Genomic DNA, 20,668 nt, shown 5'->3' with positions numbered 1-20,668 from the left:
CAATTAAATTAATAATACCAAGGAAAAAGCGTACAGTACAGTTGATATTAAGGTGTTTTTGCCTTGATACTTAAAAAGGAGAAAATATGTCAGCAAAAGATCATAAGGATTACAATGAAGAGGAAAATAGGCTTAATGAAACCATTGATTATATTAAAGGTGCCATTACTGCTGCTCAATTAAGCAAGATAGAGCACCAAGGTGAAATAAAGCAAGCATATATAGATTTAGATTACTTGGATAGTAGCCAAAGTTATGCTTCGATTATGCTATATTCAACAATGATAGATGACCTTGAAAAAAACTTTGATAAGTTATTAACAGCGCAGAAAAAACCTTATTTTGCTAGGGTTGATTATAAGCAAGAGGGAGAAGGAAAATTCCAGCAATTTTATATTGGAAAAATGACACTATATGACGCTGCAACAAACAACCAGAGAATAATTGACTGGAGGTCTCCTTTTGCTAGTATTTATTATGATGGCAGGTTAGGCAAAGTGTCTTATGAAGCAGTAGCGGGAACTATAAAAGGAGTTCTATCCCTTAAAAGACAATATACAATTGAAAATGCTAAGTTAGAAAACATTATGGATGTGGATATTACAGCGACAGATACCTTTTTACAAGCCTCCCTTGGAGAAAATAAAGATAATCGGTTAAAGGATATTGTTGCAACCATACAATCAGAGCAAAATGCAATAATAAGGGCTGATATAAATACTCCCTTAGTAGTACAGGGAGTAGCAGGAAGTGGAAAGACTACTATAGCGCTTCATCGTATTGCATACTTAATATATACTTATGAAGAAACTTTCTTTCCGGAAAACTTTATGATTCTTGCACCAAATAGACTTTTTTTAAATTATATATCTGAAGTGTTACCAGAACTGGGGGCAGATAAGGTTATACAAACTACGTTTACAGATTTTATTTTCAGTTTAATTGGTAACAAATATAAATTAATTAATCCAGATGAAAAATTGATTTCAATTATAAACCAGGATGTTGATTTGGATAACAATGAACAAAAATATTTAATAGAGACATCAGCGTTTAAAGGTTCTATTGGTTTCAAGAATATTATTGATAGATATATACAACATGTTGAAGAGTCTTTTGTACCTGATGAAGATTTTGTTTTAGAAGGACATATTATTTTAGATAGAAAAGAGATTAATAATATTTTTCTAAACAACTACAATTGGCTACCTTTATATAAAAGAATTGAGCAGGTGAAAAAACATCTTGCCAATAAACTAAAAAATGACAAGTCAGCTATTTTAGAAAAAATTGAGAATACGTATGATAACAGAATAGAGTCTATTAGGGTATCAGTACCAGAAGGTGAAGAAAGACGCTTAAAAATTGTGGCGTTAATAAACCAAAGAGACGAGACGTTATTAAAGGTAAAAAAGAGTTCGGGTACTTTAGTTAAAAAATATATATCAAAGTTTCCCCAAAAAGACGTATTTGATTATTATAGAGAATTTCTTAGCAGTGATTTCATATTACAAAATCATGGGGATACACAAATTGAAAAAGGATTAATGCACTACTTGTGTAATTATACAAAACAACTGTTAGATAAAAAACAGTTGGAGGTAGAAGATTTATCAATTTTAGCATATATGAAATATCGAATTTTAGGTTTTGATAAAGAAATTGATATAAAATATGTTGTAATAGATGAAGCCCAGGATTTTAGTCATTTTCAATTTTATGTATTAAAGGAAATATTCAAAACACAGCAGTTCACAATTCTAGGAGATTTATCGCAAGGTATTCATTCGTACCGCAGCATTAATAATTGGGACTACGTGTTGCATAATATATTTGATGCAAATAAAAGTCAATATTTAAAGTTGGAACAAAGTTATAGAACGACAATTGAAATTATGGATTTAGCCAATGAAGTAATTAAAAAAATCTCCAATGAAGAGTTGATTTTAGCTAAGCCTGTGGTTAGGCATGGAGAAAAACCAATAATTCAACAATTTGATTCAAAAATTGAAATAATAGATTCAGTTGAAAAAAAGGTTCAGGGGTTATTGGGGGAAGGGTATCAATCCGTTGCTTTGATTGGAAAAACTCCACGAGAATGTAAAGAAATTTTTAAGGAATTAGAAAAAAGAAAAAAAATTAAAACCAAATTGTTGGAAGGCAAGGAAGATCAGTATGACCACAATATTGTTGTAGTACCGTCTTATTTAGCAAAAGGATTGGAATTTGATGCTGTAATTATTATTAATATTGATGATTGCTATAAGGAAGAGGAGCTTGATTTGAAACTACTATATGTAGCCATGACAAGGGCTCTTCATAAATTGTATGTTTTTAGTGGAAAAGATAAAATATCTTTCTTACAAGACTAATTTAATTATTATAAGAAGGCTAAAGAATTGGCATTGACCTCAATCCCATCCAAGAAATAGAATTGCCGTTGGCCGTTTTCATTGAATGACCAACGGCATAAAACATCGATGCTGCCCACTCAATCATCTTAGGAACAAGGTGATAACTAGAAAAATCTCCGATAAAATTATAGCTGATGGCTACTCTCACCCCACGTTGAGACCATAGCGTTGATTACAAGGGCGGAGAAGTGGATGCGTCAAAAAGGCTTGAAACATGGGTGTTTCGAGGTTTTGCATGAAATTCTTCTGTGGTATGAATCCTGGGAATTCCTTGTGAAATCGCCTGTTGGGAGCTAGTCACTCCTTAGGGTTGAGTGGACAGAATAGCTTTAGGTAGGTTGAGGAGGCAGGATTGTTAAAGGGGTAATAAGTTTACAATTCTGTGACAAAATAGCCTAATTATCAATGCTGAAAATAGGCTAAATGATAATTAGCCTATGAGTGAAAAATGACTTGATAAATATTGTATTTAGTGCACTTATCAATTATGGTAACTTAAGAAATGTTGAAATAGAGGGGAAAGGATATGAAGAAAAAAATTTGGGGATTTCTAATAGTTTTAGTTTTGACGCTGCTTTCTGTCCTTATTTATGCAGTACAAATTGTAGTTTTTCATTCTCCGCGGGATACTGGTTTTTATATTTTCCAAGATATTGCCTTTCTTCCTCTTCAGATAGCTATTGTTACGGTTGTACTTGGTAGTTATCTTAAAAGGCGTGAAAAGATTGAAAGACTCAAAAAGATAAATATTGTAATCAATGCGTTTTTTAATGAGGCAGGGACGGATATACTTAAAGGTTTAATTGGATTCAGCAAAAATTACGATAAAACGAAAGAAAGGTTAAATGTTCAGACTGACTGGACCGACAAAATGTTTTCTGAAACAGTGAGGTATCTTATAAATGCAGATATGAAAATTGAATACAGTATTGATCAACTTGACAGCTTGACAGTTCTGATGAAAAATAAGAGGAACTTTTTGATAAGGTTGCTTGAAAATCCAAACTTGCTGGAGCACGACACCTTTACAGATATGCTCCTTAGCGTTTTTCATGTTATGGAAGAATTAATGGCTAGAGATACATTTGAAGTTGACAATAAAGCAGACATGGAACATCTTTCTAACGATATTCAACGAGCCCTAAAGGCATTACTCATTGAATGGGTAGAGTATATGAGACACCTGCGATTAGAATATCCATATCTTTACTCTTTTATGGTCAGAAAAAATCTATTTTCTGAGGAAAGAAATATTATGATTAGAAAATAGATTCGCAAATTATTAAGTTCTTTCATTTTATTAAGGTGAAGAAATGGCTTAAATACAATGTTTTTGGCCGAAATAGTTAAGTTTGAAATAGCCTAATTATTAGTGTTGAAAATAGGCTGAATGATAATTAGACTAAACGTACGGATAATGTCCGCCCTTTAAGGGACGCCTGCGCCAGTCTTCAATATGAACATACGCTTTCTTGTTCAGCTCGCTAATGGTGGAGGGTGAAACTTTGGTGCCCCAGAGGGCTTCGGTGATGTCATCAACCCGATGAACAGAGATACCGGCTAGATACATCTCGATGAGCGCTTCCTCCACACTGCTCTCTCGACGGCGATACCGCTCAATGATGGCCATTTCAAACGAGATGCCTTTGAGCCGAGGCATATTTAGCGTAACATCACCGGATGTTGTGGTAAGGTTTCGGCTGTAATGGCCGCTACGGTACTCCTGACGTTCCTCGCTATGTTCGCAGCGCGCAGCCTGTGTCAGGTTCTTTGCTTCGGCCTCCAGTAGCCCGTTGAGTGTTTCTTCTGCGCCCCCACGAACTAGTTCTCTGATTTGCCCCTTGATTACTTCTTCGCTTAACTGTACAATTTTCTCAGACATGGTTTACTGTTTCCTCTCAGAATGGTTGTGTGGTTACTTTCATTCTAACTGAGATTTGCAAACCTTGTCTTTTTTTATCTCTTTTTCAATTTGCGCATCTTATTCTACCTTATCTTATCCCAGGAGGTCGAAATAAAGACAGACTCTTCCGTACATATCAATTTGCTTTAATTGAAATTCATATTGAAAAAAAACAAAAAGTCAGTATTTTGCCATAGGCAACGTACTAACTTTTTTTCTTCGACAATAAATAAGGTTATTTTCCTTTTTAATCCAAAGTTAGAGTTTAAAAGCACTTTGATTGTTGAACCCCGCTGCCGCTACCTCTGCTTCTGACATTTTGACTCACCATCAAAATTCATAAAACGGAGGACAAGTCATATGGCAGAAAAAAGAAAATATCGGATAAAGGTACAGGGGCAGCTTGTGCCGGTCAGCGAGGAAATATATTACACCTATATTTCGCAAAAACAGGGAAAATTCCACATACACAAAGTTGAAACTACGAATAATCTCCTATTTGCATTATCGGAAGAATTTGAGGGCGAAATGCGTAGGCTTCAACCAGATAAAACAGAACTAACTTTGCTCAGAGCATCGTATGATTACGAAGAACTGTGATTGGAAAAATATTCTTACACTAGTCAGTCTTTTCAAGCTAAGGTTATCTTTCTGTCGCTTGATTATTTCTCGTTTAAGAAATACAATAGAGAAAAAGCAATTTATGTGAAAGGAACCCGTGATGGAATATATCAGTGTGAAAGAAGCGGAAGATAAGTGGGGGCTTATCCCAAGAATGATAATATATTACTGTGCGAATGGACACATAGAGGGTGCACAGAAAATCGGGAACGTGTGGATTGTCCCCAAGGATGCTGAGAGGCCAGAGGACAGGCGTAAAGGAAATGGACGTAGACTCCTAATAAAAAAATTATGATATTTTTAAACCATGAAAAAGTATCGAAAAAAAATGACCGGTTAAAGGAGGTGCTGTGTATCAAAAATATTATTTATAAGCATAAGCTGCTGTCTATTCTATTAGCGGCACTTTTTACAACGGGAGTACTTATGGCACTGGTCAGCCTGACTTGGTTCCCGGGGGCGGTTCCGAAAAGCATCACCGTTACGGAGCAGAATGGTATCTATGACTTGAGTAATATAACAGACTTAGAAAAAACAGTGATTAAACTGGCTCCAGTTACGACCTATTACCCCAATACATATCTAATGCCGGCGAATGAGAATACTTCCGTGCCCGAAAGTGTTGACCAATTTGAATCAATTCCGGCGCAATATCTTTCCCAGCGGTTTATACTTAACCTCCCTGATAACAGCGATACCTATGCCCTGACGTTTACCCTTTCCGGTCGCCATGCCATGCGTGTCTATGTGAACGGCAGACTTGCTGGGCAAACAGGAAAACCAGGAACTACTAAGCTGAATACCGAGGTTTGGGAAAACAACATTACGGTTGACGCCGCAGCGGAAGATGGAAAGATGGAGATCATCCTCCATAGTGCACAGTTTTATCATGCCAAGAGAGGCGCATCCCTTGCAGAATTGAGCCTAAATAAATCTGGAACAGTTCCTGATGTATTTACATTCCACCGAATCAAGGGGATGGCGGTCATGGGAGCGCTTTTGTGTGCGGCTGTATTGCTACTGGGTATTTACCTGATACTCTCCCGCACAAGGGCAACCTTGTATTTCGCTCTTGCCTGTGTCGTCATGGCATTGCGAGAATGTCTGCAAAGTCAGGCATGGACTTATTTTCTCATACACGGAAATTTGTCATTCATGCTGGAATATCTAAGTGTGGTGCTGCTGACTATTTTTCTTTCTCTGTACCTCGGACAATTTGCAATTGGAAAATTCCTGCGGGTGGTTCAATATACGGCGATTCTTGGCTCCTGTATTTACGGTGCGTGCATATTGTTTGGGGATTCCATTTTTTATACCCAGGTACTGAAATATTATCAGATACTGCTGGTTCTGTGTATTGTTCCGGGGATTACCGTTCTGTTCTTTAAAATGCGCAACCCCATAAAGGAACAGGCCGCTGCCATGTACGGCATTGCTGTTTTTTACCTTGCTGCCATTTCCGATATTGTGATGTACAGCGATGTGTTGGGCGACCATACCAACACGCCCATATCCGAAACTGCCATGCTGGTGTTTGTGCTGGCACAGACGGTGTCTTTGTTCCAAATGAACAATCGGGTACTGGGGGAAGCCAAAGAAGCAGAGCAGAAGTTGGAAGTGGAAAAAACAGCTTTGGAAGATTTAAACCGTTTGAAAACAGAATTTTTAGGGAATGTTTCTCACGAATTGAAAACACCTCTGACGGTCATGTCCGGCTATGCGCAGACCACGAAACAGCTTGCAGGACAACCGGATACGCTGGATAAAGGCGAAGTATCACGCCGAATGACACTGATTTCCTCCGAGGCAGAGCGGCTTTCCCTGATGGTGGGACAGGTTCTGGACGTGACACGCATGGAAGAAGGGCGCATGGTCATGGAGCCGGTGCGCTGTTATGTGGATGAAATTATCCATGCCGCTATTGAAACCCATTACCCTATCTTGAACAAAAACCGAAACCGACTGGACATTCGTATCGAAGGCGGACTTCCCGCCGTCCATGCCGATCCGGCGCGGATTTCCCAGGTGGTTGTCAATTTGATATCCAACGCGGTGCGCTTCACCGCAGATGGCGTGATTACCATATCCGTAAGGAAGGAATATGACAAAATCCTGATTTGTGTATCGGATACCGGCATAGGAATTGCAACGGAACGGATTCTCCATATTTTTGAACGGTACAGCAAAAAACAAAAATCCGGCGGCGGTCAGGATACCGGCACCGGACTTGGATTATATATTTGCAAGCATATCGTAGAGCATCACGGCGGTGAAATTTGGATAGAAAGCGAGAAGGGACATGGCACCTCAGTGTTCTTTAACCTGCCTGTGCATCAGGACTAATATCGTACCTTGCTAAAAATGTATTCGTTTCGGCCGGAACTTACCAGCTCAAACCAGCCGCCGTCATCCAGCTTCAGCTTCTTGCGCAGATTCGCTACATGGGTCTTGATGGTTCCAGAGGCACCGGGGGACATTTCGCCCCACGCGCGACGGTAGATTTCTTCAAAGGTGAGTCGCCGCCCGGCAAATAGGGCAAAGCATCCAAGCAGCTGCAATTCCTTTTGTGTCAGAGGAATGTGTTTCCCATCAAGGGTTGCTTCTCCGGATAGAAAATCAACAATCAGCGGGGAAAGCTCAATTTTTCCGGCGGTCATGATACCGGCTCTGCGAAGTTGTGCCGCTACCCGCGCACTAAGTATGTTCAAGTCATAGGGTTTTGTGACATAATCGTCTCCGCCCTGCAAAAGACCTTTCACTACGCTCTCATTTTCGTCCCTGCATGTCAGGAAGATGATGGGGGCGTTTGTTTTTTGCCTCAGCTCGGCACAAAAGTCAAAACCGGAGCCGTCCGGCATCATCACATCCAAGAGAATCAGGTCGGGAGCGTGTTCCTCCAGCAGAAACCGTGCCTTGGAAAGTGTGGCCGCACAGATGGCTTCATAGCCCTTCCCTTCAAAATACTCCCGATTGATTTCCAGCACATCGGCTTCATCCTCTATCATTAAGAGCTTTATTTTTTTCATCCCATCACCTCAAATTTTATTGTATCATTTTACCATATTTTATGCAAAAAGGAAACGCTATAAAATTCTTTGAAAAACGATTAAGATTTCTTGACCTTTCCCACAGAGGAAAATTTTTCTGGTACCCTTTAATGTGCCAGAATATAAAAACGAAACCGGCTGAAATGAGGTGATATTTATGCTGCAAATAACCCGGGTGGACATCGTAGACGGTCAGACACTGGATATTGAACTAAACAACGGTCATTTGATTTTGTTCGATACCCAGCGTTTGCCCGAAACGGACCACAGCTACGACAGCCTGCGGGACTTGGAGGTACTGCCCCGCCCGAATACCGACGGCCAGAGCATTTTTTGGCGGAATGGCCCCCGGATCGCTCTGGGAGAGATACTGCAATGGCTGTCGATGCAAACCATTAAAAAATGAAGGAGGTCTATTAAAAATGAAACCAACAAGAAAACAAATCGGCAGTCTGCTGCTTTCGGTGTGCATGGTAGTTACCATGCTACCTACCGTAGCATTTGCTGAGGAGGGCGTTCAGGATTCCGGTACATCCCCTAGCACAAGTGAAATCACTGCCTTTGCAGATTTGGCGGAGGATGTTGCTTTACAGGAGGTAGAAACCGGCACAACTTTGGAGGAATTGAATCTTCCAAGCACTTTGACTGTCACCGTGACTACCGTCTCCGCAATGACTGAGACTGAAAGCGGTGACGACGTGGCAACGGACAGCGAGGCACAGGAGACTGAAACACAGGAAGAAACCACAGTTGAGGTGTCTGATTGGGCAGCCAACCCGGACTATGACGGCAACACAGCGGGGGATTACACTTTTACCCCTACCCTTACTATTCCGGAGGGTACAACGCTGGCGGATGGCGTGACTGCGCCGCAGATTATGGTAACGGTGGAAGAAGCTGCCGTACCTATTCTGCTTGGAGCGGAAATGCAACTTTTGGGCGACCCCGCCCCTACTGGCGCTGCGACGAGTACAGACGTCGATATCACGGACAAAACCGATTCGGAATACAAAGAGGAAATTGAAACGGCCATTAATGCGGCGCTACTTAGCGGAGGCACCGTCACCGTTACTGGAACAGCGACAAAAGTGACATCCATCGGGATTTCTATCCCCGAGGGTGTGACGGTGATCTGGAAGGCGTCCATTACGGCGGCTGCAGGTTATAAACCTAACGTAGTGTCCGTAAGTGGAGATGGTACATTTGAGGTGGCGAGCGGCGAAATCACTTCCACCGTGAGCACTGCTCTTTTCGGCACTGCTGCAATTGTTGTCAGCGGCGGCGAGATTCAATCCGATTCGGGCCATGCCATTCGTTGCCTAAGAGACGTAACGATTACAGGCGGCACCGTTACAAGTGCCTGCGAAAATGGTACCATTGATTTAGGCGAAAATTTAAATTTGACGGTCAGTGGCGGTACAATTAGAAACAACTATCAATCCAATAACAGCGGAGCGATAGCTATAAAAATAGCATCAAACACTACCTCTATTTTCAGTGGCAACTGTATTGTGGAGGCGACGAATAACGGCTTTAATGAGGCAGTGAATGCAGGCGGCGATGTGGAAGTCAAGGAGAACGCCCAAATCAGCGCCATAAGCGGTGTTGCCATTACGGCTGCCGGCAATGTGACGGTTAGCGGCGGTACGGTCAGTTCCGCTTTTTCCAGCGCCATACTTGCCACTGGCGAAAGCTCTACCGTAACAGTCAGCGGCGGCACAGTATCCAATTCTGCTTCGTACGACAAATATTCGGTAATTTATATAACAAACACAAACAATACTTCGGAAAACGTATTGGTAAGCGGTACCGGTCAGGTTCTGGCGCAGGGAGTTTCCAGTAGTACTGCCTGTGCCATCAAGACTTCAGGTAGCGTAGCAGTCAGCGGTGGAGAAGTCAGCGCCACCAAGGGTACTGCTATCTATGCTGATGGCGCAAGCTCCGCCGTAACGGTCAGCGGGGGCACGGTGTCTAACACTGCAACAGAGTCCACGCATCCAGTCATCTATATGGATAACGCCGCCAATACCGCCAATAATGTAACGATTGGCACAAACGGCACGGTGACGGCAAACGGAACTGGCGAAGTAGCCGTTCGGACTTACGGTAGTGTAATGATTAACAGCATCATAACTGGTAAGATAACCTACGCCGTCACCGTCAATAGCGGCACAGCAAACCCGGAATTTGCGGCGCTGGGTGATATCGTTGAAATTACTGCCGACACACAGTACGGGAAGCAGTTCCTAGCGTGGCAGGTTGACAGCGGCAGTATAACAGCGGCAGCACAGTCACCAACCACCTTTACCATGCCCAAAAACATGGTGGAGCTAACAGCAACTTATGAGGGCGCAGAGATTGATGTCTCCACCGCTGGCGAGCTGAAAACGGCACTTGAGTTGAAATCGCCACGAGTCATCAATGTCACAGCGAATATCACCATGACAGAAAAAATTGTTGGGGAGGCAAATCATACGATCAATATCCCTGAAGGCTATACCCTTTCCACCGGGGCCAACGGTATGCTGTATATTCAAGTCGGAAAAACCCTATCATTAACGGGAGCGGGTACACTGAAAATTAATGACAGCAATGGTTATGGTGGCGTTCAAGCTTATGGCACCCTTGAAAGCAATGGTACCAACATTACCGTTGAAAACAGCGAGGGCACTGGTAGTTATACATCATCAGTGGGAATTTCTCTGAACACCGATGCAAAACTACTGATCCACGGCGGCAAGTTGGACGTTAAAAACTCGTTCGGTGGAGGTATTGAGGGACCAGGTGCACTAACAGTGGACGGTGGCTGTTCTGTGACGGTCGCCAATACCGGAAAAACCACTGGTATTGATGTCTCTGGCGGCACTACAGTCAAAGACAGTACGGTGCAAATTGATAGCGATTACATTGGAATGGAACGCTCAATGAGTTTTGAAAACAGTACAGTTACGATTGATCGTGCCGGCTATGCAGGATTGTATGTTATGTATTTAAATATGATCGGTTCCACGATTAACGTGAACAATGTGGCCGATGATCCCGATGGGGAAAACTTCAACGGATTGTATTTTAGCTGTTTGACCATTACCGCTGACCAAAACAGTAAGATTACTCTCAGTGAAGGCGCTAAACTTCGTGGGGCCAGCGAAAAATTTAACGACCAAGGCACCGTCCTGACCAGCGGCAATTCCATCGTGAGAGCAGCGGAGGCTGAGGTAACTAAGTACGGCCTGTCGGCGGGTGACTATGTGTGGAACGGCACATATTTTACTAAGGGCACTGTAACCGTTCATAACGGTACGGCAAGTTCGTACAATGCGTTAGAGAATGAAATTGTCACCATAACCGCAAATACACCAGACAACGGTAAGCAGTTTAAGGAGTGGACGGTTGTCAGCGGCGACATAACCCTTGCCAGCACTACCTCGGCAACCACAACCTTTACAATGCCAGCAACCGCAGTAGAGGTTACGGCAACCTATGAGGATATTCCGGCTGGGGCACTTGTCATCACCAATCACCCTCAGAATGTTACCGTTCAGGAGGGTGGCACTGCCACCTTTAGCATAACGGCGGATAATGCTACGCGTTATCAGTGGTATAGTACTGCTGATGATAATGACATCCCGCATAGTAACGGAATGATCCAAGATACCCCGAATAAAGTTTCCGGCGCCACAACGACGACGCTGACTATCAACAATGTCACCAAGGCAATGAATGGAGCAACCATTTTCTGCTATGCGTTTGGCGAGGGGAACAGCAATGTTATGAGTAATTTAGCTCATCTTACTGTTTCCGAAGGTGGCGACATAACAGCGCACGCTATTACAATTAATAGTGGCACGGCAAACAAAATATCTGCATCATCAGGTGAAGCTGTAACTATTACCGCCGGCTCTGCACCAAGTGGTAAACGCTTTAAGGAGTGGACAGTTGTAAACGGCGGAGTAACCCTTGCAAATGCAAAGGCATTAACCACAACTTTTACCATGCCTGCAAATGCAGTGGAGGTTACGGCAACCTATGAAGATATTCCCACTGGTGTCACACCTGTTGCTGGAGTAACGCTAAATAAAACGACGCTTTCTCTTTACAGCAACAAAAGCACCAAAACCGCAAATCTTACTGCAACAATTACCCCTGCTGATGCTACAGATAAATCTGTAACATGGCAAAGCAGTAATACATCTGTTGCAACAGTGGATGAAAACGGACTTGTAACAGCAATTAGCAATGGTAAAGCAAACATTACAGTTACCACAACCGATGGCGGCTATACAGCCTCCTGTGCTGTTACGGTTTCAACCTATTCAAGCGGTGGCGGTTCCTCCTCTGGCGGCGGTTCCTCCTCTGGTGGAAGCAGTGCTGCAAACACTGCAACTGTAAAAGAAAAACAGCCAAACCAACCAGTTACCGCAGTTGCTTCTATAGCGGCAACCGTTGGAACAAACGGTAAAGCAAGTGCACCTATTTCAGATAAAGCTGTAACTGATGCAATTGCTAAAGCACAGGCAGAGGCAGCCAAACAAGAAAAAACCGAAGACGGTATCTCGATTGTTTTAAATGTTACAATGCCAAAAGGCGCAACTGCACTAACAGCAACGCTTTCACAAAGTGCATTGAATGGCCTTGTGAGCGCAGGGGTATCAAGCCTTGAAATCAATGGCTCTCCTGTTGCGATCAGCTTTGACCAGAAAGCGCTGAAGGAAATTCAAAAGCAAACAAGTGGCAGCATAAATATTACCATTACTCCCCAGTCAGAAATTTCTGAAACGGCAAGGGCAATCATTGGCACAAGACCTGTATATAACATCACTGTTAGCTATGGAAATAACAGTACAGTGTCTAGCTTTGGCAAAGGTGGTGCTACGGTAGCAATCCCTTACACACCAGCAAATGGTGAAGCAATCAGCGGTTTGCATGCCGTTTATGTAGATGAAAATGGTAATGCAACTCGTGTAGAGGGTTCAACCTATGATGCAAAAAGCGGAAGCATCCTCTTTACGACACCCCATTTCTCTATGTATGGTGTAGGCTATACCGAACCAAGAAAAACATTTACCGACATTAGCAAGCATTGGGCAAAGGAAAGCATTGAATATGTAGTAGGCAAGGGTATGATTGACGGAGCTACGGAAACAACCTTTGCACCAGACACATTCATGACCCGTGGAACACTGGTGACTGCCCTTGGCAGACTTGCAGGTGAAGATGTAGGTAGTTATACCACAAGCAGTTTCACCGATGTTAAAGTAGGAAGCACTTCCCAGCCTTATATTGAATGGGCGTATGAAGCGAAAATAATTCATGGCATTGGCAACGATGAATTTGCTCCTGAAAGGGCAATTACTCGTGAGGAAATTGCTGTTATTATCGCAAACTTTACCAAGGCTACCGGCTACACTTTACCCGCTGAGGGTAAGGCAACTGCATATGCAGATGCTTCCAGTATAGGCGATTACTATAAAACTGCGGTTACAGCGATGCAACAGGCAGGCATTATGACGGGCGGAACAGATAACAAGTTCAATCCTAAATCAAATGCGACGCGTGCAGAGGTTTCTTCCATGCTTTATCGCTATATCGAATTGACCATAGACCCAGATACAACTCAGGGCTAAACGCTGAACGATGCCGAACAGTCCTTGTATTACAAGGGCGGCAAAGTTCTCACCGGTACACAGACCATCGACGGTGTGAAGTATGACTTCAAATGGCGTTTTACAAACTGGATGGGTAAAAGACGGCGATAATTGGCGTTTTTATTCAGGCAAGACTATGTTAGTTGTTTTTTGGATCTGGGTGCAAGGATCTGGGTGCAAACGGAAACAATAAGACCTATTACTTTGCGAAAGACGGTCTGATGGTATTCGGTAAAAAATGAGATATCCAAATTGCATTAACAAATTAAAAGATTATATATACAACTAAAAACGCATCAGCCGATTGCAAAATGGGAATCGGCGGATGTGTTTTTAATTGTATATAAGTGATTTAAAAAGACGTTGTAAGGTGAGTTCCTTTTTATAATAAATTTTTTGGGAACCTATTTTACAATTGAAAGTAAGTATTTTTTTGTTGTACATCTTGATACAAGCTAATGAAAAGTATAAAGGCTGTACTATGTTTCAGAAAACTTTTACTGAAGATTATATTACTGGAAAAAGAAAAGCGAATCATGATGAGTGGCCAAAAAACTATGTAGAAACTACTCACCCAGCCATTATAGCAAAAGATATATTTGATAGAGTGCAAGAAGAAATGAAGTATCGTGGAAGAATTGTGCGTAATGATGACGGAAGTATAGAAGCATCAAAGAGCAAATCTAATAGCAAATATATTCTGGAAAATTTACCGCAACGACCAAGGAATCCAGTTTACATCAAGGGATCTCAATGATTTTTGCGAGAAAAATCATTTGCAGCAAAGCATGAGCCGTGCGGGTTGTGCATATGATAATGCACCAATGGAGCGTTTTCATAATAAACTTAAAAATGATTATTTTAACCTATTTTCTTTTCATTCGTCAGATGAACTGGAACGGAGAATTTATGAATTCGTGTATGTGAAATCTAACCACGTCAGACCCCACGCTTATTATGGAGGGTTTATGCCTTATGCCGTATGCTGTGCTGCATAAGTGAATTTTATACTGTGGTGTTAAAACCTAGGTTAACCAGGACAGAATTGCTGATTTTCTTGTTTTGAATAATGCTTTTGGGGTGAGAAATATCGCAGTTGTGTGTAAAACTCAAAAAAGTGTTATTTCTTTCTAGATTATGCCGATTAATATAATATAAAGATGTTAATCTACATATAAAGCAGGCGTAACGGGCCGTAAAACAGAACGCTACCGCAGCCTGTCGAAAGGAGAATACGGTGAACAACAAGTATATTGTACGGCAGCCAATCAAAGACAGGGACAGCAATGTCATCGGCTACGAACTTCTCTACTACGGCGAAAATCAGGCATTTGGCGCTGACAGCCCCTCTTCTTCGGGGGAGACAAACGTTTCTACGACCTCTGCATCCAATGCTCCGGCCTTTAGAAATGACTTTGCCGCCGCAAATGCCATTTATAATTTTTTAACGCAGAATACCGATAAAGCTCTGACGGGAACTTTGAATTTCATGACTTTTACACCTACGCTGTTAATGAAGAGTGCGCCCCGGTTATTCAAAAAGACGGAATTGGTTATTCAGATTGAAGATAACGTAATTATCTACCCACTGGCTATGAATTTCGTCCAGAAGTTTGCAAAGGAGGGTTACAAAATCGCGGTAAACGAGTTCAGATTCGCTCCTCGTTATTTAGCGCTGATGGACAAGATTCATTATATCAAGTTAAATTTTTCTACGACTTCGGTGACGACATTGTCCAACATCATTGAGCTTGCCCATAGCATGGATAAGAAATGTATCGCCACGAATATTACCAACGAAGAGCTTTATAATTGCGCAATAAATTTGCGCGCAGATGCGTTGGAGGGTACTTTTGTGGCAGAAAAGCTCTCATCTAAAGCACACACCAGCGGATATCTGCAAAGCAACTTTTTCCGACTGATAGTGGCCATCACCCAGGATGAGCCGGATATTGACGAGATTGAGCAGCTGGTTTCCCAAGACGCTTCCATGGTCTTCGGCCTGCTGCGCATGGCAAACTCCGTCTATTTTTCTTCCAAACACCGCTCTACCACCATCCGCCAGGCCATTATGACTCTGGGGCTGGGGCAGTTGCGTCAATGGATCTATTTTCTCAGTGCCAGCAATGCGGAAAATGAAATCGATCCATCCTCTGAGGAGTTCCTCAAGTTGTCTTTCCTGCGGGCGAATTTCTGCAGCGTTCTGAGTGACTACACTCAGAAGACGCTCTCAATTTCTAAGGGCGATGCCTACCTGATCGGCATGTTTTCTACACTGGGCTGTCTGGTAGACGCACCCATGGAAGAAATTTTGGCCGAAGTCCCAGTCGCAGACGAAGTCAAAGATGCCTTGCTCTACCAAAAGGGCCCCGCCGGCAAACTGTATTCTTTGCTTCTCAGCTATGAACGGGCCGACTGGGATCGCATCACTACTCTGGCGGACGAACTTCATATTCCCACTAACCTGCTCACCAGTTTGTATTTTGATTCTGTGGATCGGGCCAATATGATCTGGGCGCGGATCACCGCTCCCGCCCACCTTCCCGACGAGAACGTATAATTATTCCGGTCAAAACGAAAAAGGGCACATATAAACAGCATCGGAAGCAGGATGCGAACGCCTCTCGGTATGGAGGTGCTGCATCAAGTCTATGAGAAAAGCTTTTCTGCCTGTCAGTCTGCCAGCCGAACGTGACAAATTTTCCTGATCGGGTTTTTTAAATATTCTTCAATGTAAAAATCCCGATAGGGTGCCTGTCATATGAAAGGAACACTATATCGGGATTTTTATTACTGATTTTGGAGGCTAAACAGGGCTCTATCTGAGTCAATCAATTCTTTTGCATATGGACAAAAGCTACAGGTTTTGCTTGCGCGTTTCCCAGCATGCACCAACTTCTGAAGAAGCTCTATCAAACCATGTAGTTACATCCGCTTGGAATTGCGCTTTTATTCTATAGGTGCTTAGGTTGTATGCCTTTGAGGATGTCATTAGTCCATATCGCTTGTTCTTATTACCGGCATAGTGATTGCTACGTTAATTCTTGGCGTTGCTCAAGTCCCTGATTACATACATATTAAAACTCGTCTCGATGATGAAAGGTGCCAGAGCACGTGTACCGCCAATATTCTCATACCATGTTCTTCTAAAATCCTTGCAATACACTGATTCAGTTCTTAAATAAATCTTTTGAATTGACATTGGATAGATGTTCTTGTATAATAAATTCTTGGGAATGAAGTTCTCCCAAGGGTTAAACCTAAACCGCTTATTTAGCCGATGACTTCTGCAATTTATTTGCAGAATCACCGGCTTTATTTGTATAAAAAAGGAGTGAAAGTATGATGTATTCAAAAGAAGTATCGGATATGTGTTTTGTGGCAAAAGGAGCTGACCATGGACCAGCACCAATCCCTGAGGAAGGAAAATGGGTTCAGGTAAAGGAAATTAAGGACATAAGTGGACTAACACATGGTGTAGGTTGGTGTGCACCTCAGCAGGGAGCGTGTAAACTTACTTTGAATATCAAAAATGGTATTATTGAGGAGGCTTTGGTAGAAACACTTGGTTGTTCTGGAATGACACATTCTGCCGCTATGGCTGCCGAAATTTTACCTGGTAAGACAATTTTGGAAGCTCTAAATACAGATTTGGTATGTGATGCCATAAATGTTGCCATGAGAGAGTTGTTTCAGCAAATTGTATACGGGCGAAGCCAAACTGCTTTTTCAGAAGGAGGACTGCCTATTGGAGCAGGGCTTGAGGACTTAGGAAAAGGGCTTCGGAGCCAAGTGGGTACTATGTTTGGAACAAAAGCCAAAGGTCCACGTTATTTAGAAATGGCAGAGGGCTATGTGACTCGCCTTGGGCTAAACGCAGAAAAGGAAATTATCGGTTATGAATTCCTCAATTTAGGAAAGTTTACCGATGCTCTTAAAAATGGCATTGATGCTAACGAAGCAGTTGAAAAAGCCAAGGGCACCTATGGTCAGTTTGATGATGCCGTTAATTATATCGATCCTAGAAAGGAATAAGGAGGCGAAAAATATGACACTATTTGAAAATTATGAAAGACGCATTGATAAAATTAATACCGTCTTGATGGAATCGGGGATTAGCAATATAGATTCTGCAAAAAGTATTTGTGACTCAAAGAAAATAGACCCTTATGCAATCGTACGGGGAATTCAGCCTATTGCTTTTGAAGATGCCTGCTGGGCTTACGTTGTGGGAGCCGCAATTGCAATTAAAAAGAACTGTAAAGTAGCAGCGGAGGCAGCCGAGGCAATAGGAACAGGTTTGCAATCATTTTGCATCCATGGTTCAGTTGCCGAGGATCGTAAAGTAGGAATAGGTCACGGCAATTTGGGTGCAATGCTTTTACGAGATGAAACAAAGTGTTTTGCATTTTTAGCTGGGCATGAGTCATTTGCTGCAGCAGAAGGTGCAATTGGTATCGTAAAAAATGTCAACAAAGCTCGAAAAGAGCCTTTAAGAGTAATTTTAAATGGCTTAGGAAAAGATGCTGCACAGATTATTTCTAGAATTAATGGTTTTACTTATGTGCAGACACAATTCGACTATGTAACAGGCGAGGTAGCCATAGTGCGTGAGATTGCCTACTCAACAGGCGAAAGGACAGCGGTTCGTTGCTATGGTGCCGATGAGGTGCGTGAGGGTGTTGCCATTATGAATCTTGAGGGTGTAGATGTATCAATAACAGGCAACTCCACAAATCCAACTCGTTTTCAACATCCAGTAGCTGGTACTTATAAAAAAGAATGCATAGAACTGGGTAAAAAATATTTTTCTGTAGCATCAGGCGGCGGCACTGGTAGAACGCTACACCCGGACAATGTGGCGGCTGGTCCTGCCTCATTTGGCATGACGGATACTATGGGACGTATGCACTCAGATGCCCAGTTTGCAGGTTCTTCATCTGTGCCTGCGCACGTTGAGATGATGGGATTTATTGGTATGGGTAATAATCCAATGGTAGGAGCCACTGTGGCAGTAGCAGTTGCAGTTGCGGAAAGTTTGAAATAAGCACATTGACGATTCTAATAGTATAGTGAAAAGGAGTTTTAAATTATGAGGAAAATATTACTCCCAATAGACGGAAGCGAAAGAAGTATGAAAGCCATTGAGTGGGTTGAAACACAGTTTTCACCTAATGATGTTGATATTACAATATTGATTGTGCGAGAGGACTTGAACGATATGCGTTCGATGGATGAATACGAACAGGCCAAATTGGAATCACAGCCAATATTGCAAAAAAATGCAACACTATTAAATAATTTTATTGTTGATACACAATTTCGATTTGGGCGTGCTGGAGAGGAAATCTTAACATTTGCTAATCAAAATAACATTGATACCATAGTTATGACAAAATCAACAAAAAGCGGCTGGTCACGTTTTATTGGTTCTGTAACTACTCACGTTGTAAAGTATGCAAATTGTGTCATTGTAATTGTACCAGAAAGGTGAGTGATTTTAAATGTTAACAAGCCTTGCACTTAGCTTTTTAGTTGGAATGAGTTTAGGTTGGATTTTTACAAAGTTAAGGCTGCCCAGCTTGCTAGGAATGATTATTACGGGAATTTTGCTAGGGCCGTATGTTTTGAACTTGTTGGATTCATCCATATTAGGTATATCAGCTAATTTGCGTCAGATGGCTCTTATTATTATTTTGACACGCGCGGGGCTTTCTTTGGATATTAATGATTTGAAAAAGGTAGGCAGACCAGCTGTGTTAATGTGCTTTGTTCCAGCCTGCTTCGAAATTATTGGTATGATTATTATTGCTCCAAGACTTTTAAACATTTCAGTATTGGATGCTACTATTATGGGTTCTGTAATAGCGGCAGTATCTCCAGCAGTAATTGTGCCTAAAATGTTAAAGTTGATGGAGGAGGGGTACGGAGTAAATCATAGCATTCCACAAATGATTTTAGCAGGAGCTTCGGTAGATGATGTATTTGTTATTGTAATGTTTACCTCCTTTATGGGACTGGCACAGGGCGGAAACATTTCACCTATTACATTTGTACAAATACCAGTTTCTATTGTTACAGGTATTTTGGCGGGCATTATAATTGGTATTTTATTTTCAGCTTTTTATCAAAGGGTTCATGTGAGGGATTCTGTTAAGGTGGTAGTTTTTTTAAGCATTTCGTTTCTTCTTGTAGCAATTGAAAGCGTATTAAATGGAATATTTCCATTTTCAGGATTATTGGCGGTTATGAGTTGTGGTATTGCTGTACAACGTAAGAGACCAGAGATTGCGAAACGGCTGGCAGTTAAATATTCAAAGTTATGGGTAGCTGCGGAAGTAATGTTGTTTGTACTTGTAGGAGCAACTGTTGATATAAAATATGCGGTATCTGCAGGGTTTGCTGCTGTTTTGGTAATTTTGGGGGCTCTTGTATTTCGTATGCTGGGTGTGTTTATCTGTATGCTTAAGACAAATTTATCTAACAAGGAGCGCTTGTTTTGTATGATAGCCTATTCACCTAAAGCTACAGTTCAAGCTGCTATAGGTTCTATACCCCTTACTATGGGACTTTCATGCGGACAGATTGTACTTACGGTAGCTGTACTTGCAATTTTAATTATAGCACCTTTAGGTGCATTTAGTATAGATATGACATATCGCCACTTACTCACAAGAAAGTAAATTTAAATTATTAGTTTGTATGTTTTTAGTCATTTGTTAGAAGAATTATTTGTAGCTTTTACAATTAGTTCAGTGTTTACTGGTTTATTTTATACTGGTTTAATTAATCACAACTAGGGAGAAATAACAGTGGAAAGAAAAATTGCAACAGGAAGTGCAATGGCTTTTATTGTACTCATGGGAATCCTAAGTCTTTTTAGTGATATGACACATGAAGGTGCTCGCAGTATTTTTGGTGCATACCTTAGCTTGGCAAGAGCCAGTGCCGCAGCTATTGGATTTGTTTCGGGATTTGATGAGTTACCAACGAGCTATGAAGGTATCAAAGCTTAGTTGAAGTGATAGGAACTGATAC

General features: G+C 41.8%; 15 protein-coding genes, 1 pseudogene and 1 riboswitch. Of the genes and pseudogenes, 14 read left to right on the top strand and 2 right to left on the bottom strand.

Annotation, left to right across the window (positions count from 1 at the left end; translation table 11 throughout):
• The first annotated feature begins 86 nt into the window (after window positions 1–86).
• Entirely contained in the window at window positions 87–2,372 is a 2,286-nt protein-coding gene (gene helD, locus CLNEO_RS12725) for an RNA polymerase recycling motor HelD (protein WP_066089737.1), read from the top strand.
• A gap of 568 nt (window positions 2,373–2,940) precedes the next feature.
• Window positions 2,941–3,684, top strand: coding sequence for a hypothetical protein (locus CLNEO_RS12720; protein WP_066089735.1), 744 nt, complete (start codon window positions 2,941–2,943; stop codon window positions 3,682–3,684).
• 135 nt (window positions 3,685–3,819) lie between these two features.
• Here CLNEO_RS12720 and CLNEO_RS12715 read toward each other — a convergent pair.
• Window positions 3,820–4,296 (bottom strand): annotated as a pseudogene (locus CLNEO_RS12715) (transposase); the annotation flags it as partial.
• A gap of 381 nt (window positions 4,297–4,677) precedes the next feature.
• On the opposite strand from CLNEO_RS12715, the gene CLNEO_RS12710 reads away from it, so the two are divergent.
• Together CLNEO_RS12710 and CLNEO_RS12700 are read left to right on the top strand one after the other, a co-directional pair.
• A complete protein-coding gene (locus tag CLNEO_RS12710; protein WP_066089732.1) occupies window positions 4,678–4,917 on the top strand; it encodes a hypothetical protein in 240 nt (79 codons plus the stop codon).
• Window positions 4,918–5,364: 447 nt separating this feature from the next.
• Window positions 5,365–7,281, top strand: a complete 1,917-nt coding sequence (locus CLNEO_RS12700; RefSeq protein ID WP_242864206.1) for a sensor histidine kinase — start codon at window positions 5,365–5,367, stop codon at window positions 7,279–7,281.
• On the opposite strand, the gene CLNEO_RS12695 is transcribed toward CLNEO_RS12700, so the two are convergent.
• Window positions 7,278–7,964 (bottom strand): response regulator transcription factor, encoded by a 687-nt coding sequence (locus CLNEO_RS12695; protein ID WP_066089726.1) that lies wholly within the window; start codon window positions 7,962–7,964, stop codon window positions 7,278–7,280. The two genes, CLNEO_RS12700 and CLNEO_RS12695, sit on opposite strands and share 4 nt — an antisense overlap.
• A 178-nt stretch (window positions 7,965–8,142) precedes the next feature.
• On the opposite strand from CLNEO_RS12695, the gene CLNEO_RS12690 reads away from it, so the two are divergent.
• The 10 genes from CLNEO_RS12690 to CLNEO_RS12650 all read left to right on the top strand — a co-directional run bounded on the left by CLNEO_RS12690 (window position 8,143) and on the right by CLNEO_RS12650 (window position 20,646).
• Window positions 8,143–8,391: a hypothetical protein gene (locus CLNEO_RS12690; protein WP_066089722.1), complete on the top strand. Its 249-nt coding sequence runs from the start codon at window positions 8,143–8,145 to the stop codon at window positions 8,389–8,391.
• A gap of 16 nt (window positions 8,392–8,407) precedes the next feature.
• Window positions 8,408–13,609 carry an S-layer homology domain-containing protein gene (locus CLNEO_RS12685; RefSeq protein ID WP_066089719.1) on the top strand — a complete coding sequence of 1,734 codons (5,202 nt, stop codon included), beginning with the start codon at window positions 8,408–8,410 and terminating at the stop codon, window positions 13,607–13,609.
• A gap of 436 nt (window positions 13,610–14,045) precedes the next feature.
• Entirely contained in the window at window positions 14,046–14,387 is a 342-nt protein-coding gene (locus tag CLNEO_RS12680) for a recombinase family protein (protein ID WP_330382605.1), read from the top strand.
• Window positions 14,388–14,406: 19 nt separating this feature from the next.
• Entirely contained in the window at window positions 14,407–14,628 is a 222-nt protein-coding gene (locus tag CLNEO_RS15495) for an integrase core domain-containing protein (RefSeq protein ID WP_157723578.1), read from the top strand.
• A 239-nt stretch (window positions 14,629–14,867) separates the two neighbouring features.
• A complete protein-coding gene (locus tag CLNEO_RS12675) occupies window positions 14,868–16,190 on the top strand; it encodes an EAL and HDOD domain-containing protein (protein WP_066089713.1) in 1,323 nt (440 codons plus the stop codon).
• A 663-nt stretch (window positions 16,191–16,853) separates the two neighbouring features.
• A riboswitch (Fluoride riboswitch) is annotated at window positions 16,854–16,927 on the top strand.
• 45 nt (window positions 16,928–16,972) lie between these two features.
• Window positions 16,973–17,665, top strand: coding sequence for an iron-sulfur cluster assembly scaffold protein (locus CLNEO_RS12670; protein ID WP_066089711.1), 693 nt, complete (start codon window positions 16,973–16,975; stop codon window positions 17,663–17,665).
• A gap of 13 nt (window positions 17,666–17,678) precedes the next feature.
• Window positions 17,679–18,677 (top strand): GGGtGRT protein, encoded by a 999-nt coding sequence (locus CLNEO_RS12665; protein WP_066089709.1) that lies wholly within the window; start codon window positions 17,679–17,681, stop codon window positions 18,675–18,677.
• Between the two features lie 45 nt (window positions 18,678–18,722).
• On the top strand, window positions 18,723–19,124 hold the full coding sequence (locus CLNEO_RS12660; RefSeq protein ID WP_066089705.1) for a universal stress protein: 402 nt from the start codon (window positions 18,723–18,725) through the stop codon (window positions 19,122–19,124).
• Window positions 19,125–19,134: 10 nt separating this feature from the next.
• Window positions 19,135–20,313, top strand: a complete 1,179-nt coding sequence (locus tag CLNEO_RS12655; RefSeq protein ID WP_066089701.1) for a cation:proton antiporter — start codon at window positions 19,135–19,137, stop codon at window positions 20,311–20,313.
• A gap of 129 nt (window positions 20,314–20,442) precedes the next feature.
• On the top strand, window positions 20,443–20,646 hold the full coding sequence (locus tag CLNEO_RS12650) for a hypothetical protein (protein ID WP_066089699.1): 204 nt from the start codon (window positions 20,443–20,445) through the stop codon (window positions 20,644–20,646).
• Window positions 20,647–20,668 lie beyond the last annotated feature (22 nt).

It is taken from the genome of Anaerotignum neopropionicum, from assembly GCF_001571775.1.
Taxonomy (GTDB): Bacteria; Bacillota; Clostridia; order Lachnospirales; family Anaerotignaceae; genus Chakrabartyella; species Chakrabartyella neopropionicum.
The sequence above is the reverse complement of the archived record's forward strand: the minus strand, read 5'-3'. Positions and strand labels throughout refer to the sequence as shown.

Excerpts from the sequence above, each read along its gene's own strand:
- CLNEO_RS12720 (WP_066089735.1), top strand. The coding sequence starts at position 2,941 with ATGAAGAAAAAAATTTGGGGATTTCTAATAGTTTTAGTTTTGACGCTG.
- CLNEO_RS12695 (WP_066089726.1), bottom strand. The coding sequence starts at position 7,964 with ATGAAAAAAATAAAGCTCTTAATGATAGAGGATGAAGCCGATGTGCTG.
- CLNEO_RS12700 (WP_242864206.1), top strand. The coding sequence starts at position 5,365 with ATGGCACTGGTCAGCCTGACTTGGTTCCCGGGGGCGGTTCCGAAAAGC.
- helD (WP_066089737.1), top strand. The coding sequence starts at position 87 with ATGTCAGCAAAAGATCATAAGGATTACAATGAAGAGGAAAATAGGCTT.
- CLNEO_RS12685 (WP_066089719.1), top strand. The coding sequence starts at position 8,408 with ATGAAACCAACAAGAAAACAAATCGGCAGTCTGCTGCTTTCGGTGTGC.
- CLNEO_RS12670 (WP_066089711.1), top strand. The coding sequence starts at position 16,973 with ATGATGTATTCAAAAGAAGTATCGGATATGTGTTTTGTGGCAAAAGGA.
- CLNEO_RS12690 (WP_066089722.1), top strand. The coding sequence starts at position 8,143 with ATGCTGCAAATAACCCGGGTGGACATCGTAGACGGTCAGACACTGGAT.
- CLNEO_RS12660 (WP_066089705.1), top strand. The coding sequence starts at position 18,723 with ATGAGGAAAATATTACTCCCAATAGACGGAAGCGAAAGAAGTATGAAA.
- CLNEO_RS12655 (WP_066089701.1), top strand. The coding sequence starts at position 19,135 with ATGTTAACAAGCCTTGCACTTAGCTTTTTAGTTGGAATGAGTTTAGGT.
- CLNEO_RS12710 (WP_066089732.1), top strand. The coding sequence starts at position 4,678 with ATGGCAGAAAAAAGAAAATATCGGATAAAGGTACAGGGGCAGCTTGTG.
- CLNEO_RS12665 (WP_066089709.1), top strand. The coding sequence starts at position 17,679 with ATGACACTATTTGAAAATTATGAAAGACGCATTGATAAAATTAATACC.